Below are 14,122 nucleotides of genomic sequence, written 5' to 3' on the forward strand. Positions count from 1 at the left end.
GCACGGGGCGACCCGGCCGAACAATCGACCGAGCCGATAAAGGCACTGGCTTTTAACACGCTGTTGAGTTCTCAAGAAACGGACACCCACCGCGCCGAACCCCGCTCCCGCGGACCCCGGCTCCGGGGCAACCCTTCAATCGTACCCAATCCGTCCTGATTTATTCAACTTCGGGCGGTTCGACCTCATAAGTCCATTTTGGGCAAGCCATGGCTCACCCGCTTCGGGCTGTAGAGGGTTTCCCCCGGGGCCGGCCGCCTGTCGGCGTCCCGCTCCCCCGTGGGGCGTGTAGAACATTAGGTCCCGCCGCCAGGAGCGTCAAATCAGCCCCGGCGGACGATGTATCCCCAGGTCATCTACTGTTTTCAGTCTTCAAACCATGCCCGTGCGGGGCCGTCGTAACCGCACTGTGACGTGTATCTACCGAAGTTTGCCCTCCTCATGGCGACCGCCCGCCCGGAGCGGTTCCGGACGGGCGGTCGGAGGGCACGTCAGGAGGCGGTCACCTCGACGCCGCCCACGTTGCGCTTGCCGCGCCGCAGGACGAGGAACCGGCCGTGCAGCAGGTCGGTGGCCGCCGGTACGGCCTCCTCCGACTCGACCTTCGCGTTGTTGAGGTAGGCGCCGCCCTGGGCGATGGCGCGGCGGGCCTCCGACTTGCTCTTGCACAGCCCCGACGCCGCCAGAAGATCCACCACGGAGGGCAGCTCTCCCGCCGGCACCTCCGTGCGGGGCACCTCGGAGAGGGCGGCTTGCAGCGTCCGCTCGTCCAGCTCCTCCAGGGACCCCTGCCCGAACAGGGCGCGGGACGCCGCGATGACCCGGGCGGTCTCGTCCGCGCCGTGCACGAGCGTGGTCATCTCCTCGGCGAGCGCCCGCTGCGGGGCCCGCGCGGCCGGCCGGTCGGCTCCCTGCTTGACCAGGTCCTCGATCTCCTCGCGGGGACGGAAGCTGAAGAACTTCAGGAACTTCTCCACGTCCCGGTCGTCGGCGTTGATCCAGAACTGGTAGAACGCGTACGGCGACGTCAGCTCGGGGTCGAGCCAGTAGGTCTCGCCGCCCGCGGTCTTGCCGAACTTGGACCCGTCCGCCTTGGTCAGCAGCGGCGTGGTGAGCGCGTGCGCGCTGCCCCCCTCGACGCGCCGGATCAGGTCGACGCCCGCGGTGAGGTTGCCCCACTGGTCGCTGCCGCCGGTCTGCAGCCGGCACCCGTGGCGCCGGTACAGCTCAAGGAAGTCCATGGACTGGAGCAGGACGTAGCTGAACTCGGTGTAGCTCATCCCGGTGGTGTCGAGCCGGGCCTTGACCGTCTCCCGGGCGAGCATCCGGTTGACCGGGAAGTGCTTGCCGATGTCGCGCAGGAACTCGACGGCCGACATGGGGCCGGTCCAGTCGAGGTTGCTCACCATGGTCGCGGCGGTCGGGCCCTCGTCGAAGTCGAGGAACTTCGACACCTGGCCGCGGACCCGCTCGACCCACCCGGCGACGGTCTCCTCCGAGTTCAGGACGCGCTCGGCGCTCTTGCCGCTCGGGTCGCCGATCAGCCCCGTGGCGCCGCCGACCAGGCCGATCGGCCGGTGGCCGGCCTTCTGGAAGCGGCGCAGCGTGAGGATCTGGATCAGGTTGCCGAGGTGCAGCGAGGGCGCCGTCGGGTCGAAGCCGCAATAGAGGGTGACCGGTCCCGCGGCGAGCAGCGCCCGCAGTTCGTCCAGGTCGGTGGACTGCGCGATCAGGCCGCGCCACGCGAGATCATCCAAAATGTCGGTCACGGTCTCCCTCGTCTCCGGCTTGCTTTCCTGTGCCCACCACCCTGCACCGGCGGGCGGCTGTCACGCCAACGATATTCAACGTCCGCCCCGGTGGGGCGGGTACCGGCCGACCGCGGCAGCGACCGCGGCCGGGTCACTTGCCCGCGGTGATGTTCCTGCGCTGCCTCGGGACGTGCGGGCGGTACGGGGAGACGGTCGGGTCGCCGTCGATCCAGAACCGCCACGGGACCTCCTTGGCACCGTTGACCCCGGTGCGGGGCCCGTTTCGGATCAGGTCCGGGTCGGCGGGCTCGCCCCTGAGGACCGTCATCTCCCCGCCCGGCGTGCACACGTCCAGGCCGTTCTGCTCGCGGGCGACGCCGAGGGCCTGGCAGAGCCGGGCCGGGCCGCGGGCCAGGTCGCGGACGGTCGAGCGGGGACGGCGCGCCCGGGCGATGTCCTCACCCTCGATGATCTCGCCGGCGCGGAGCAGCACCGCCATGGACGTTCCGTCCGGTCCGCACACGAGGTTCATGCAGAAGTGCATGCCGTAGGTGAAGTAGACGTAGACGTGCCCGGGCGGCCCGAACATGACCTCGTTGCGAGGGGTCCGCCCCCGGTAGGCGTGGGACGCCGGGTCCAGCTGGCCCGCGTACGCCTCCACCTCGGTGAGCCGGGCGGCCACCTCCCCCTCCGGGGTGCGGTGGCTGATCACGTGCCCGAGCAGCGCGGGCGCGACCTCCTCCACCGGGCCGTCGAAGAACTCCCTGGGCAGCACCGCCGCGTCCATCGCCTCACCGTGGTCTAGGGAAAGCCTCACCGATCGACCAGCCTAGGGGGCGGCCTGCACCAGGGCGGCCGCCCCTCTCCGGTTCAGGAGTCCGAGCCGGCGGCCCAGGCGGCGTGGCCGTTGACGAGCGTGCGCAGGGCGCCGATCTGCTCGCGGACGCGGTCGGGCGCCGTCCCCCCGTAGGCCTTGCGGGACGCGAGGGCGCCCTGGACGTTCAGCACCTCGCGGACGTCCGGCGTCAGGTGCGGCGACACCTTGCCGAGCTCCTCGTCGGTGAGGTCGTCGAAGTCCTTGTCGTTGACCTGGCACCAGACGACGAGGTGCCCGACGACCTCGTGGGCGTCGCGGAACGCCACGCCGCGCCGGACGAGAAGTTCGGCGAGGTCGGTGGCGAGGGCGAAGCCGTCCGGGGCGAGAGCCTCCAGCCGCTCGGTGTTGACCCGCATGGTCGCGATGAGCCCGGACATGGCGGGCAGCACGAGCAGCAGCGTCTCGACGGCGTCGAACGCGCCCTCCTTGTCCTCCTGCAGGTCGCGGTTGTAGGTGAGCGGGAGGCCCTTCAGAGTGGTGAGCAGGCCGACGAGGTGCCCGATGAGGCGGCCGGCCTTGCCGCGCGCCAGCTCGGCGACGTCGGGGTTCTTCTTCTGGGGCATGATCGACGACCCGGTGGCGTAGGTGTCATCCATCTCGATCCAGCGGAACTCCTGCGAGGCCCACAGGCAGACCTCCTCGCCGAGGCGGGAGAGGTGCACGCCGATCAGGGCGGCCGCGAAGAGGAACTCGGCGACGAAGTCGCGGTCGGCGACGGCGTCCATGGAGTTGGGCGCGGCGGCGTCGAAGCCGAGCTCGGCGGCGGTGGCCTGCGGGTCGAGCGGCAGGGAGGAGCCGGCGAGGGCGCCGGAGCCGAGCGGGGACACGGCGGCGCGGCGGTCCCAGTCGCGCAGCCGGTCGATGTCGCGGGTGAGCGGCTGGACGTGCGCGAGGAGCTGGTGCGAGAACAGCACGGGCTGGGCGTGCTGCAGGTGGGTCATGCCGGGCGCGGCGACGCCGAGGTTGTGCTCGGCCTGCGCGATGAGCGCGGTCTCCAGCTCGACCAGCCGCGACACGATCTGCCGGACGTGGTCGCGCAGGTACAGGCGCAGGTCGGTGGCGACCTGGTCGTTGCGGCTGCGGCCGGCGCGCAGCTTGCCGCCGAGGGCGCCGAGGCGCTCCAGCAGGCCGCGCTCAAGGGCGGTGTGGACGTCCTCGTCGGCGACCGTGGGCCGGAACTCGCCGCTCCGGCACGCCTCCTCCAGGTCGTCCAGGGCACCGATCATGCGCTCGAGCTCGTCGTCGGTGAGCAGGCCCGCCCGGTTGAGGACGCGTGCGTGCGCGCGCGATCCCATCAGGTCGTAGGGGGCGAGCCGCCAGTCGAACTGGACGCTCACCGAGAGCCGCGCGAGCGCGTCCGACGGGCCGCCTTCGAACCGGCCGCCCCACAGCCGCGTCGGTGCCTTGGTCACGGAGAATCCTCTTCTTCCCACCACTGGTCGTTCGGTCAACTGCCATCTCACCACGCCGCCCCGCACGGGTACGGAACGGACGCACCCGCCGGACGCCGCGGCGCCGGCGTCCGCAACAGCGTACGGCGAATCCGCCGCGTCCCGCGGGTCAGGACGGGTCGTGAACGGGGCCTCCCGGCCCCTGGGTTCGTCGCTCGCGCGTACTGGTCAGCCGCAGCAGCGCCTGGGCGACGTCCTCCCCGCCGTCGGGGTCGCGGGCGATGACGAGGATGGAGTCGTCGCCCGCGACGGTGCCGAGGATGGACGGCCACTCGGCGTGGTCGATCGCCGAGGCCAGGTACTGGGCCGCGCCCGGCGGGGTCCGCACCATGACCAGGTTCGCCGACGCCTCGGCCGACACCAGCAGCTCGGCGGCGAGCCGGGAGAGCCGCCCGGTGAAGGTCTCGGCGGCGCCGGTGCGGGCGCGGCGGATCCGCTCGCCGCCCTCGCCCGGGACGGCGTAGATCAGGCTGCCGTCGTCGGCGCGCAGCTTCACCGCGCCGATCTCGACCAGGTCGCGGGACAGCGTGGCCTGGGTGACCTCGACGCCCTCGTCCCCGAGGAGCTTCGCGAGCTCCCCCTGCGAGTGGACGGGGTGCCGGGTCAGCAGCTCGATCACCCGGGCGTGCCGCGCGGCCTTGGTCATGGGGGTCGTCACCGGGAGCGCTCCAGGAGCCACACGAGCAGCGCCTTCTGCGCGTGCAGCCGGTTCTCGGCCTCGTCCCAGACCCGGCTCCGCGGGCCGTCGAGGACGGAGGCGGCGATCTCCTTGCCGCGGTAGGCGGGCAGGCAGTGCAGCACGATCGCTTCGGGGTCGGCGAGTGCGAGCAGCCCCTCGGTCACCGAGTACGGCTCGTACAGCGAGGTGTCCTTGCCGTCCTGGCCCATCGACACCCACGTGTCGGTGGCGAGGACGTCGGCTCCCGCGGCGGCCGCGGCGGCGTCGGCGGTGACCGTCACGGACCCGCCGGTCGCGGCCGCGATCTCCGTCGCGCGCGCGACGACCGCGGGGTCGGGCGGCAGGGAGGCGGGGGTGCCGATCCGGACGTGCATCCCCGCGGTGGCTCCGCCGAGCAGGTAGGAGTGCGCCATGTTGTTGGCGCCGTCACCGAAGTAGGCGAGGGTGGCGCCGGCGAGGCCGCCCTTGGCCTCCCGGACCGTCTGGAGATCGGCGAGGATCTGGCAGGGGTGGAACTCGTCGGTGAGGGCGTTGACGACCGGGACCGCGGTGCCGGCGGCCATCTCCTCGATGCGCTCCTGCCCGGCCGTGCGCCACACGATGGCGCTGACCTGGCGTTCGAGGACGCGGGCGGTGTCGGCGATGGTCTCGCCGCGGCCGAGCTGGCTCGTTCCCGCGTCCATCACCAGGGGGTTGCCGCCGAGCTCGGCGATGCCGACGGCGAACGACAGCCGGGTCCGCGTGGACGGCTTGTCGAACAGCACGGCCACCGAGCGCGGGCCCTCCAGCGGCCGGTGGCCGAAGCGGTCCTTCTTCACCTGCGCGGCGAGGTCGAGGACTTCGGCCTGCTCGCCGGGGGTGAGGTCGTCGTCCCGCAGAAAGTGCCTGGTCACGGTCGCTTCTCCTGCTCGGTGGCGGCGGCGTCGAGGATACCGGGGAACGCCTCGGTGAACGAGTCCGCCTGCTCGGCGGTCAGGACCAGCGGCGGCGCGAGGCGCACCGCGTCCGGCCGGAGCGCGTTGACCAGGAAGCCCGCGTCGCGGGCGGCGGCCTCCACCGCGGCCGCGTGCGGCCCGGTCAGCACGGTCGCCAGCCACAGCCCGCGGCCCCGCACGCCCGCGAGCAGCGGGTGGTCGACGGCGTCGAGCCCGGCGGCGAGGGACTCCCCCACGGAGGCGGCGTGGGCGAGCAGGCCGTCCTTCTCGATGGTGGTGAGGACGGCGAGGGCCGCCGCCGCGGCGACCGGGTTGCCGCCGAACGTGCTGCCGTGGTCGCCCTTGGCGAACAGGTCGCCGTGCGGGCCGAACGCGACGCACGCCCCGATCGGCAGGCCGCCGCCGAGGCCCTTGGCGAGGGTGAGGACGTCGGGCCTGGCGTCCTCGTGCTCGAAGGCGAACCAGGTGCCGGTGCGGCCGATCGCGGACTGGATCTCGTCGGCGACGAACAGCGCGCCCGCCGCGTCGCAGATCCGGCGGACGGCGGCGAAGTAGCCGTCCGGCGGCGGGACGACCCCGGCCTCGCCCTGGGTGGGCTCCAGGAACACCGCCGCGCAGTGCTCGTCCACCGCGGCCTCGAGCGCGCCCGCGTCCCCGTACGGGACGAAGCGGACGTCGATGCCGAACGGCCCGAACGGCTCCCGGATCGCGGCCTTGCCGGTCAGGCTCAGCGCGCCGAGCGTCCGGCCGTGGAAGCCGTCCTCGGCCGCGACGACGTACGGGCGCCCGTTCGCCTTCCCGTACTTGAGGGCGAGCTTGAGCGCGCACTCGTTCGCCTCGGTGCCGCTGTTGGCCAGGAACACCTTGCCGTCGCCGCCCAGCAGTTCCCGCAGCCGCTCGGCGAGCAGCACCTCCGGCTCGTGCAGGAAGAGGTTGGACGTGTGCGCGATGGTCGCGGCCTGGGACGCCACCGCCTCGACGAGCGCGGGGTGGCCGTGCCCGAGCGAGCTGACCGCGATCCCCGCGATGAGGTCGAGGTACTCGCGGCCGTCGGTGTCCCACACCCGGCAGCCCTCGCCGCGCGCGAGCGCCACGGGCGGGACGCCGTAGTTCGGCATGAACGCCGCCTCGAACCGCTCCCTGAGATCGCTCATGAGGTCTCCTCCGCCCCGGTCGCTCCCGGAGGGCTGGGCAGCACCATCGTTCCGATCCCTTCGTCGGTGAAGATCTCCAGCAGCAGCGAGTGCAGGACCCGGCCGTCCAGGACGTGGGCCTGCGGGACGCCGCCGCGCACGGCCGCGAGGCAGGCCTCCATCTTGGGCACCATCCCCGCCGACAGGTCCGGCAGCAGCACGGCCAGCTCGTCGGTGGTGAGCCTGTCGATGACGTCGTCGCTGTCGGGCCAGTCGGCGTAGAGGCCCTCGACGTCGGTGAGGACGACGAGCTTCGCCGCGTCGAGCGCGACGGCCAGCGCGGCGGCGGCGGTGTCGGCGTTGACGTTGTAGACCTCGCCGTCGTCGCCGCGCGCGATGCTGGAGACCACCGGGACGCGGCCGTCGTCCAGCAGCGCCCGCACGGCCCCGACCTGCACCTCGACGATCTCGCCGACCTGGCCGATGTCGACGGGCGCGCCGTCCACGACCGCCCGCTTGCGCTCGGCGGTGAACAGGTTCGCGTCCTCGCCGGACATGCCGACCGCGAACGGGCCGTGCCGGTTGATCAGCCCGACGACGTCGCGCTGCACCTGCCCGGTCAGCACCATCCGGACGACCTCCATGGCCTCCGGGGTGGTGACCCGCAGGCCGGCGGTGAACGTCGAGTCGATGCCGTTGCGGGCCAGCGCCGCGTTGATCTGCGGGCCGCCGCCGTGCACGATCACGGGCTTCAGCCCCGCGTAGCGCAGGAACACCACGTCCTCGGCGAAGGAGTGGCGCAGCTCCTCGTCGGTCATGGCGTGCCCGCCGTACTTGATCACGACGGTCGTGCCGTGGAACCGCTCCAGCCACGGCAGGGCCTTGATCAGGGTCTCGGCCTTGCTCATGACGCCCAGCCGGTTCTTGCGCATCTCCGCGCCCGAGGTCACCGCGCTCATGTCGAGTACGCCGAGTTCTCGTGGACGTAGTCGGCCGTGAGGTCGGTGGTCCAGACGGTGGCGCTGTGCGGGCCCGCGGACAGGTCGACGGTGATCGTCACGTCGCGGGGGCGCAGGTCGACCTTGTCGCGGTCGTCGCCGAACGAGCCGTTCCGGCACACCCACACGCCGTTGATCGCGACGTTGAGGTGGTCGGGCTCGAACACCGCGTCGGTGGTGCCGACGGCCGACAGCACCCGGCCCCAGTTGGGGTCCTCGCCGTGGATCGCGCACTTGAGCAGGTTGTTGCGGGCGACGGAGCGCCCGACGGTGACCGCGTCGTCCTCGGACGCGGCGCCGACGACCTCGATCGCGATGGCCTTGGACGCGCCCTCGGCGTCCACGAGCAGCTGCCGGGTGAGGTCGCCGCACACCTCGGTGAGCAGCGCGGTGAACTCCTCCTCGTCCGGGACGACCTCGGCTGCGCCCGACGCCAGCAGCAGCACGGTGTCGTTGGTGGACATGCACCCGTCGGAGTCGAGCCGGTCGAGCGTGACGCCGGTGGCCGCGCGCAGCGCCCGGTCGAGCGTTTCCGCGGGCAGGTCGGCGTCGGTGGTGACGACGCAGAGCATGGTGGCCAGGGAGGGGGCGAGCATGCCCGCGCCCTTCGCCATCGCGCCGATCATGTAGCCGCCGGCGCCCTGCCGGAACGAGATCTTGGCGACGGTGTCGGTGGTGCGGATCGCGTCGGCGGCGGCGAGCCCGCCGTCGCCGCGCGACAGCTCGGCGGCGGCCTTCTCGACGCCGGGCAGCAGCAGGTCCATCGGCAGCCGCTCGCCGATCAGCCCGGTGGAGCAGACGGCGATCTCGCCGGCCGAGTCGTCCAGCAGCTCGGCGGCCTTCTCGGCGGTGGCGTGGGTGTCCTGGAAGCCGGGGGCGCCGGTGCAGGCGTTGGCGCCGCCCGCGTTCAGCACGACGGCGCGGACGCGGGCGCCCTTGAGGACCTGCTCCGACCACAGGACGGGCGCGGCCCGCACCCGGTTGCGGGTGAAGACGCCGGCGGCCGCGCGGGACGGACCGTCGTTGACGACGAGGGCCAGGTCGCGGTTGCCGCTGTCCTTCAGCCCGGCGACGACGCCGGCGGCGCGGAAACCCCGGGGGGCGGTGACGCTCAAGGGGACACTCCGATCGTGGTCAGCCCGAGTTCTTCCGGGAGGCCGAGGGCGAGGTTGGCGCTCTGCACCGCGCCGCCCGCGGTGCCCTTGGTGAGGTTGTCGACGGCGGCGACCACGACGACGCGCCCGGCCGCCTCGTCCAGCGCGACCTGGACGAGGACGGTGTTCGCGCCGAGGGTCATGGAGGTGGCGGGCCACTGCCCCTCCGGCAGCAGCCCGAGGAACGGCTCGCCCGCGTAGGCCTCCTCGTAGGCGGCGCGCAGCGCGGCGGCGGTGACGCCGGGACGCAGCTTCGCGGTGCAGGTGGCGAGGATGCCGCGGCTCATCGGCGCGAGCGTCGGGGTGAAGGAGACCGTGACCGGCTCGCCCGCCGCCGCGCTCAGGTTCTGGATCATCTCGGGCGTATGCCTATGCGTGCCGCCGGCGGCGTAGGCGGACACCGAGCCCATCACCTCGCTGCCCAGCAGATGGGGCTTGAGGGCCCGCCCGGCCCCGGAGGTGCCCGACGCCGCCACCACGACGACGTCGGGTTCTGCGAGGCCGGCGGCGAGCGCCGGGAACATCGCGAGCGAGACGGCCGTCGGGTAGCAGCCGGGCACGGCGACGCGCCTGGCGGAGCGCAGCGCGTCCCGGTGGCCGGGCAGTTCGGGCAGGCCGTAGGGCCAGGTGCCCGCGTGGGGCGTGCCGTAGAACTTCTCCCAGTCGGCGGGGTCGGCGAGCCGGTGGTCGGCGCCGCAGTCGATGACCAGGACGTCCTCGCCGAGCTGCTCGGCGAGCGGCCCGGACCGGCCGTGCGGCAGGGCCAGGAACACCACGTCGTGGCCTGAGAGCGTGCCGGGGGTGGTCTCCTCCAGGACGCGCCCGGCCAGGGATCGCAGGTGGGGCTGGTGCGCGCCGAGCTCGGCGCCCGCGTTGGCGCCCGCCGTCAGCGCGCCGATCTCGAACTCTGGATGTCCCGCCAGGATGCGCAGCACCTCGCCGCCCGCGTAGCCGCTGGCGCCGGCGACCGCCGTCCGGATTCCCATGTCCACTCTGCCCTTCGATAACAGTAAGCAAGAGTATGCATGAGACTGGATGTCTATTCAACGACGGGTTACGTCTTTCACACCGCTGAGACAAGCGCCACAGGGCAAGTACTTAGGCATCTAATGATTTCCTCCCTAAACATCAGTGCCCTAACATCACTCGCATGGAGAACCACGGCCTAGAGGACCTCAAGTTGTTCGGTCCCGTGGAGGAGTGGCCGGTCGGGCGGCTCTTCGGCGCCGCCTCACGGCTGTCGGGCCCGATCGTGTGGCGCATCATCGAGCGGCACGGCATCAGCCCGGCGGGCTTCTTCCTGCTGCGCCTGCTCATCGTCGAGGACGGCCTGCGCCCCGGGGAGGTCGCCAAGCGCCTGATGGTCACCCCCGCCACGGTCACCTCGGTCGTCGACACGCTGGAGCGCAACGGGCACGTGCGGCGCGAGCGCTCCTACCGGGACCGGCGCGGCGTGATGCTGCTCATCACCGACTCCGGCCGGCGGTTCCTGGCCGAGAAGTCCGGCCCCATCGGCCGCGAGCTCTCCCGCCTCTACGACGTCGTCGACGAGGACGACGAGGCGGCCGTCCGCCGGTTCCTGCTCAGGCTGATCCAGAAATTCGAGAACTACTCCCCCGACGAGGAAGCGAAGGGAGACGGCGCGTGACCAATCCCCCCGAAACCGCCGTTCGCACGGTCGACTTGAGGAAGACCTATCCCGCGTCCGGACCGCGCCCCGCGGTGCCCGCCGTCCAGGGCATCGACCTGGACGTCCCGCGCGGCGAGTTCTTCGGCCTGCTCGGCCCGAACGGCGCGGGCAAGTCGACCACGATCGGCATGCTCACCACGCTCGTCGTCCCGACCGGCGGCAGCGCCCAGGTGTCCGGCCTGGACGTGGTGAAGGACGCCGTCGAGATCAAGCGCCGCATCGGCGTGGTCTCGCAGAACAACACCCTCGACAACGAGCTCACCGTCGCCGAGAACCTGGAGTTCCGCGGCCGGTACTTCGGGCTCGGCGCGCGGGACGCCCGCAAGCGCGCCGCCGAGCTGCTGGAGCTGTTCGGGCTGACCGAGCAGCGCGGCGGCAACCCGTTCGAGATCTCCGGCGGGCAGGCCAAGCGCGTGATGATCTGCCGCGCCCTCATGCACGGCCCCGAGGTGCTGTTCCTGGACGAGCCGACCGCCGGCCTCGACCCGCAGACCCGCACCAACCTCTGGGAGGTGCTGCGGGGGCTGCAGGCGGGCGGGCAGACGATCGTCCTCACCACCCACTACATGGAGGAGGCCGAGGCGCTCTGCGACCGGGTCGCGGTCGTCGACCACGGCAAGGTCCTCGCCAGCGGCACTGTCGACCAGCTGAAGTCCAGCGCCGGCGCCGACACCGTCATCACGGTGACCTACGACGCCCCCGCCCCGCAGGAGATCAAGAAGCTCGGCGACCGGACCGGCATCAGCAAGGTCGAGGTCACCGACGGCCAGGTCCGCGTGTTCGCGGCCGAGCCCGACGGCATCCTCGGCGAGCTCGTCACGATCGGCTCGGCCGCCGGCGTGGGCGTCACCGACGCGACGCAGCTGCGCCCGAGCCTGGAGACCGTCTTCCTCACCCTCACCGGAAGGGACTACCGCGAGTGACCGCCACCTCCGCCCCCGCCGTTCTGGCACCGCCGCCGCCGGCGCGGGCCACGGTGCCCCGCACGTTCGCCGCGATGATGGCGCGCGAGGCGCTCGTCATGCGCAAGAACTTCCTGTCGACGTTCGTCCGGGTGCTGGTGCAGCCGGTCATGTTCGTGTTCGTGTTCGCCTACGTGCTGCCGAAGCTCGGCGGCGGCGCCATGGCGGGCGGGCCCGGCGGGCCGACGTTCTCCACCATCCTGCTGCCCGGGCTCGTCGGCTCGTCGATCATCATGCAGGCGATGATGGCGGTGATCTTCCCGCTGATGATGGAGCTGAACTGGCAGAAGTCGATCACGGACCGGGCGCTGGCGCCGGTGCCGGTGCCGCTGCTGGCCGTGCAGAAGATCATCGCGGCGGCGGTCCAGGGCCTGATCGGCGGGCTGCTGGTGTTCCCCGCGGTCCTGTTCATCCACGCCGAGGGCCAGTCGCCCGAGGTGCACGTGGACAACTGGCCGGTCCTGATCGCGGTGATGGTGGTCGGCGCGCTGATGTCGGCGTCCGGCGGGCTGCTGCTCGGCACCCTGATGAACCCGCAGAAGGTCCAGGTGCTGTTCGCGATGGTGCTGCTGCCGATGACGATGCTCGGGTGCGTCTACTACCCGTGGTCGGCGCTCGACGACATCCGCTGGCTGCAGATCCTCAGCCTGTTCAACCCGCTGGTGTACGTCAGCGAGGGGCTGCGCAGCGCGCTCACGCCGGAGATCCCGCACATGCCGGTGTGGGCGTTCCTGCTCGCCATCGTCGGCGGGACGGCCCTGCTGGCGTGGGGGGCGACCCGCACCTTCACCAAGCGCGTGCTGACCTGACCGGCCCTTCGGCGGCCCCCGCGCGGTTCCGGCCGCGCGGGGGCCGCCGCGTGTTCTACATCGGCTCGACCTCGGTGAGACCGGACGCCCGGTCCATGCGCAGCCAGCGGGTGATGCCGAGCGTGCGCAGGAACGGCACGTCGTGGCTGACCACGACCAGCGCGCCCTCGTAGGCTGCGAGCGCCTGCCCGAGTTGCGCGGCGCTGGCCATGTCGAGGTTGTTCGTCGGCTCGTCCAGCAGCAGCAGCTGCGGGGCGGGCTCGGCGAGCAGCAGCGACGCCAGCACGGCGCGGAACCGCTCGCCGCCCGACAGGGTCCCGGCGGGCTGGTCGGCCCGCGCACCGCGGAACAGGAACCGCGCCAATCCCGCCCGGATCCGCGCCGGCGGCGCCGACGGCGCCTGCACGCGGACGTTCTCGACGACGCTGAGGGCCTCGTCGAGGACGTCGAGCCGCTGCGGCAGGTAGCGGACGCCGTCCACCCCGAGCTTCACCGCCGTGCCCTCGGGGACGCGGTCGCCCCCGAGGGCCCGCAGGAACGTGGTCTTGCCCGAGCCGTTCGGCCCGACGAGCGCGATCCGCTCCGGCCCTCGGACGATCAGCTCCGCCAGCGTCCCGGGCTCCGGCTCGGGCGCGGTCAGGCCCGTCACGGTCAGGACCGTCCGGCCCGCCGGGACGCGGGTGGCGGGCAGCTCGACGCGGATCCCGGCGTCCTCGCGGACGGCCTCCTCCGCCTCGGTGAGCCGCGTGCGGGCGTCGGCGAGCCGCTCCTCGTGCATGATGCGGTGCTTGCCCGCCGAGACCTGGGCCTGCCGCTTGCGCTCGCCCATCACGATCTTGGGCTCGCGCTTGTTCTCCTGCATCTTGTTGCCGTAGCGCTTGCGCCGGGCGAGCTTGACGTGGGCCTCCTCCAGTTCGCGCTTCTGGCGGCGCAGGTCGGTCTCGGCGGCCCGGACCGTCCGCTCCGCGGCCTCCCGCTCGACGGCGAGCAGGTCCTCGTAGGCCGAGAGGTTGCCGCCGAAGGACCGGACGGCGCCGTCGCGCAGGTCGGCGATCTCGTCGACGCGGTCGAGCAGCTCCCGGTCGTGGCTGACGACGACGAGCACGCCCGTCCAGGACGCGACCGCCTCGTACAGGCGGTGGCGCGCGTCCAGGTCCAGGTTGTTGGTCGGCTCGTCGAGCAGCAGGACGTCGGGACGGGCGAGGAACCGGGCCGCCAGCCCGGTCATCACGGCCTCGCCGCCCGACAGCGTCGGGACCGTCCGGTCCAGGTCGAGATGGCCGAGGCCGAGCCGGTCGAGTTCGGCGCGGGCGCGCTCCTCGACGTCCCAGTCGTCCCCGACCGCGGTGAAGTTCTCCTCCGTGGCCTCGCCGCGCTCGATGGCGTGCAGCGCCGCGCGGGTCGCGGTGATGCCGAGCAGGTCCGAGACCGTGGCGGTGTCGTCGAGGACGAGGTTCTGCGGCAGGTAGCCGATCTCCCCCTCCACGCTGACGGTGCCCGAGCCGGGACGCAGCTCACCGGCGATGATCTTCAGCAGGGTGGACTTGCCGGAGCCGTTGACGCCGATCAGGCCCGTCCGGCCGGTGCCGAACGCGGCGTCCAGCCCGTCCAGCACGACGGTGCCGTCCTCCCAGGCGAACGACAGGTCCGAGCACACGATGGCGAATGACATGGGCGGCCTCC

General features: G+C 72.5%; 13 protein-coding genes. 3 read left to right on the forward strand and 10 right to left on the reverse strand.

Annotation, left to right across the window (positions count from 1 at the left end):
• Window positions 1-491: 491 nt before the first annotated feature.
• The 9 genes from tyrS to argC all read right to left on the reverse strand — a co-directional run bounded on the left by tyrS (window position 492) and on the right by argC (window position 9,964).
• The gene (gene tyrS / locus ABWI07_RS27995; protein ID WP_149264784.1) at window positions 492-1,769 is read right to left on the reverse strand and encodes a tyrosine--tRNA ligase; all 1,278 of its coding nucleotides are present in this window, start codon (window positions 1,767-1,769) and stop codon (window positions 492-494) included.
• A gap of 133 nt (window positions 1,770-1,902) precedes the next feature.
• Window positions 1,903-2,568 carry a DNA-3-methyladenine glycosylase gene (locus tag ABWI07_RS28000; RefSeq protein WP_502912862.1) on the reverse strand — a complete coding sequence of 222 codons (666 nt, stop codon included), beginning with the start codon at window positions 2,566-2,568 and terminating at the stop codon, window positions 1,903-1,905.
• Between the two features lie 53 nt (window positions 2,569-2,621).
• A complete protein-coding gene (gene argH / locus ABWI07_RS28005; RefSeq protein ID WP_200842439.1) occupies window positions 2,622-4,040 on the reverse strand; it encodes an argininosuccinate lyase in 1,419 nt (472 codons plus the stop codon).
• Between the two features lie 148 nt (window positions 4,041-4,188).
• Complete coding sequence (locus ABWI07_RS28010) at window positions 4,189-4,725, reverse strand: arginine repressor (RefSeq protein ID WP_149264804.1); 537 nt, start codon at window positions 4,723-4,725, stop codon at window positions 4,189-4,191.
• An 8-nt stretch (window positions 4,726-4,733) separates the two neighbouring features.
• Window positions 4,734-5,651: an ornithine carbamoyltransferase gene (argF, locus tag ABWI07_RS28015; RefSeq protein WP_353820284.1), complete on the reverse strand. Its 918-nt coding sequence runs from the start codon at window positions 5,649-5,651 to the stop codon at window positions 4,734-4,736.
• A complete protein-coding gene (locus ABWI07_RS28020) occupies window positions 5,648-6,847 on the reverse strand; it encodes an acetylornithine transaminase (protein ID WP_353820285.1) in 1,200 nt (399 codons plus the stop codon). The genes argF and ABWI07_RS28020 overlap by 4 nt, the downstream gene beginning before the upstream one ends.
• A complete protein-coding gene (gene argB / locus ABWI07_RS28025; RefSeq protein WP_149264803.1) occupies window positions 6,844-7,758 on the reverse strand; it encodes an acetylglutamate kinase in 915 nt (304 codons plus the stop codon). Before argB ends, ABWI07_RS28020 begins: the two co-directional genes overlap by 4 nt.
• 23 nt (window positions 7,759-7,781) lie before the next feature.
• Window positions 7,782-8,939 (reverse strand): bifunctional glutamate N-acetyltransferase/amino-acid acetyltransferase ArgJ, encoded by a 1,158-nt coding sequence (gene argJ / locus ABWI07_RS28030; RefSeq protein ID WP_353820286.1) that lies wholly within the window; start codon window positions 8,937-8,939, stop codon window positions 7,782-7,784.
• A complete protein-coding gene (argC, locus tag ABWI07_RS28035) occupies window positions 8,936-9,964 on the reverse strand; it encodes an N-acetyl-gamma-glutamyl-phosphate reductase (protein ID WP_353820287.1) in 1,029 nt (342 codons plus the stop codon). Before argC ends, argJ begins: the two co-directional genes overlap by 4 nt.
• Before the next feature lie 164 nt (window positions 9,965-10,128).
• Here argC and ABWI07_RS28040 point away from each other — a divergent pair, with 164 nt between their 5' ends.
• From ABWI07_RS28040 to ABWI07_RS28050, 3 genes are read left to right on the forward strand one after another with little or no spacing between them, the layout of a single operon-like run.
• Window positions 10,129-10,626 (forward strand): MarR family winged helix-turn-helix transcriptional regulator, encoded by a 498-nt coding sequence (locus ABWI07_RS28040; RefSeq protein WP_353820288.1) that lies wholly within the window; start codon window positions 10,129-10,131, stop codon window positions 10,624-10,626.
• On the forward strand, window positions 10,623-11,591 hold the full coding sequence (locus ABWI07_RS28045) for an ABC transporter ATP-binding protein (protein WP_149264777.1): 969 nt from the start codon (window positions 10,623-10,625) through the stop codon (window positions 11,589-11,591). Before ABWI07_RS28040 ends, ABWI07_RS28045 begins: the two co-directional genes overlap by 4 nt.
• Window positions 11,588-12,439, forward strand: a complete 852-nt coding sequence (locus tag ABWI07_RS28050; RefSeq protein WP_235037430.1) for an ABC transporter permease — start codon at window positions 11,588-11,590, stop codon at window positions 12,437-12,439. Before ABWI07_RS28045 ends, ABWI07_RS28050 begins: the two co-directional genes overlap by 4 nt.
• 55 nt (window positions 12,440-12,494) lie before the next feature.
• Here ABWI07_RS28050 and ABWI07_RS28055 read toward each other — a convergent pair whose 3' ends face one another.
• A complete protein-coding gene (locus tag ABWI07_RS28055; protein WP_353820289.1) occupies window positions 12,495-14,111 on the reverse strand; it encodes an ABC-F family ATP-binding cassette domain-containing protein in 1,617 nt (538 codons plus the stop codon).
• Window positions 14,112-14,122 lie beyond the last annotated feature (11 nt).

The sequence above is a fragment of the Actinomadura sp. NPDC000600 genome (assembly GCF_040492135.1).
Lineage (GTDB): Bacteria > Actinomycetota > Actinomycetes > Streptosporangiales > Streptosporangiaceae > Spirillospora.

Coding starts and splice junctions, on each gene's coding strand:
- ABWI07_RS28020 (WP_353820285.1), bottom strand. CDS start 6,847: ATGAGCGATCTCAGGGAGCGGTTCGAGGCGGCGTTCATGCCGAACTAC.
- ABWI07_RS28055 (WP_353820289.1), bottom strand. CDS start 14,111: ATGTCATTCGCCATCGTGTGCTCGGACCTGTCGTTCGCCTGGGAGGAC.
- argB (WP_149264803.1), bottom strand. CDS start 7,758: ATGCGCAAGAACCGGCTGGGCGTCATGAGCAAGGCCGAGACCCTGATC.
- ABWI07_RS28040 (WP_353820288.1), top strand. CDS start 10,129: ATGGAGAACCACGGCCTAGAGGACCTCAAGTTGTTCGGTCCCGTGGAG.
- ABWI07_RS28010 (WP_149264804.1), bottom strand. CDS start 4,725: ATGACCAAGGCCGCGCGGCACGCCCGGGTGATCGAGCTGCTGACCCGG.
- argC (WP_353820287.1), bottom strand. CDS start 9,964: ATGGGAATCCGGACGGCGGTCGCCGGCGCCAGCGGCTACGCGGGCGGC.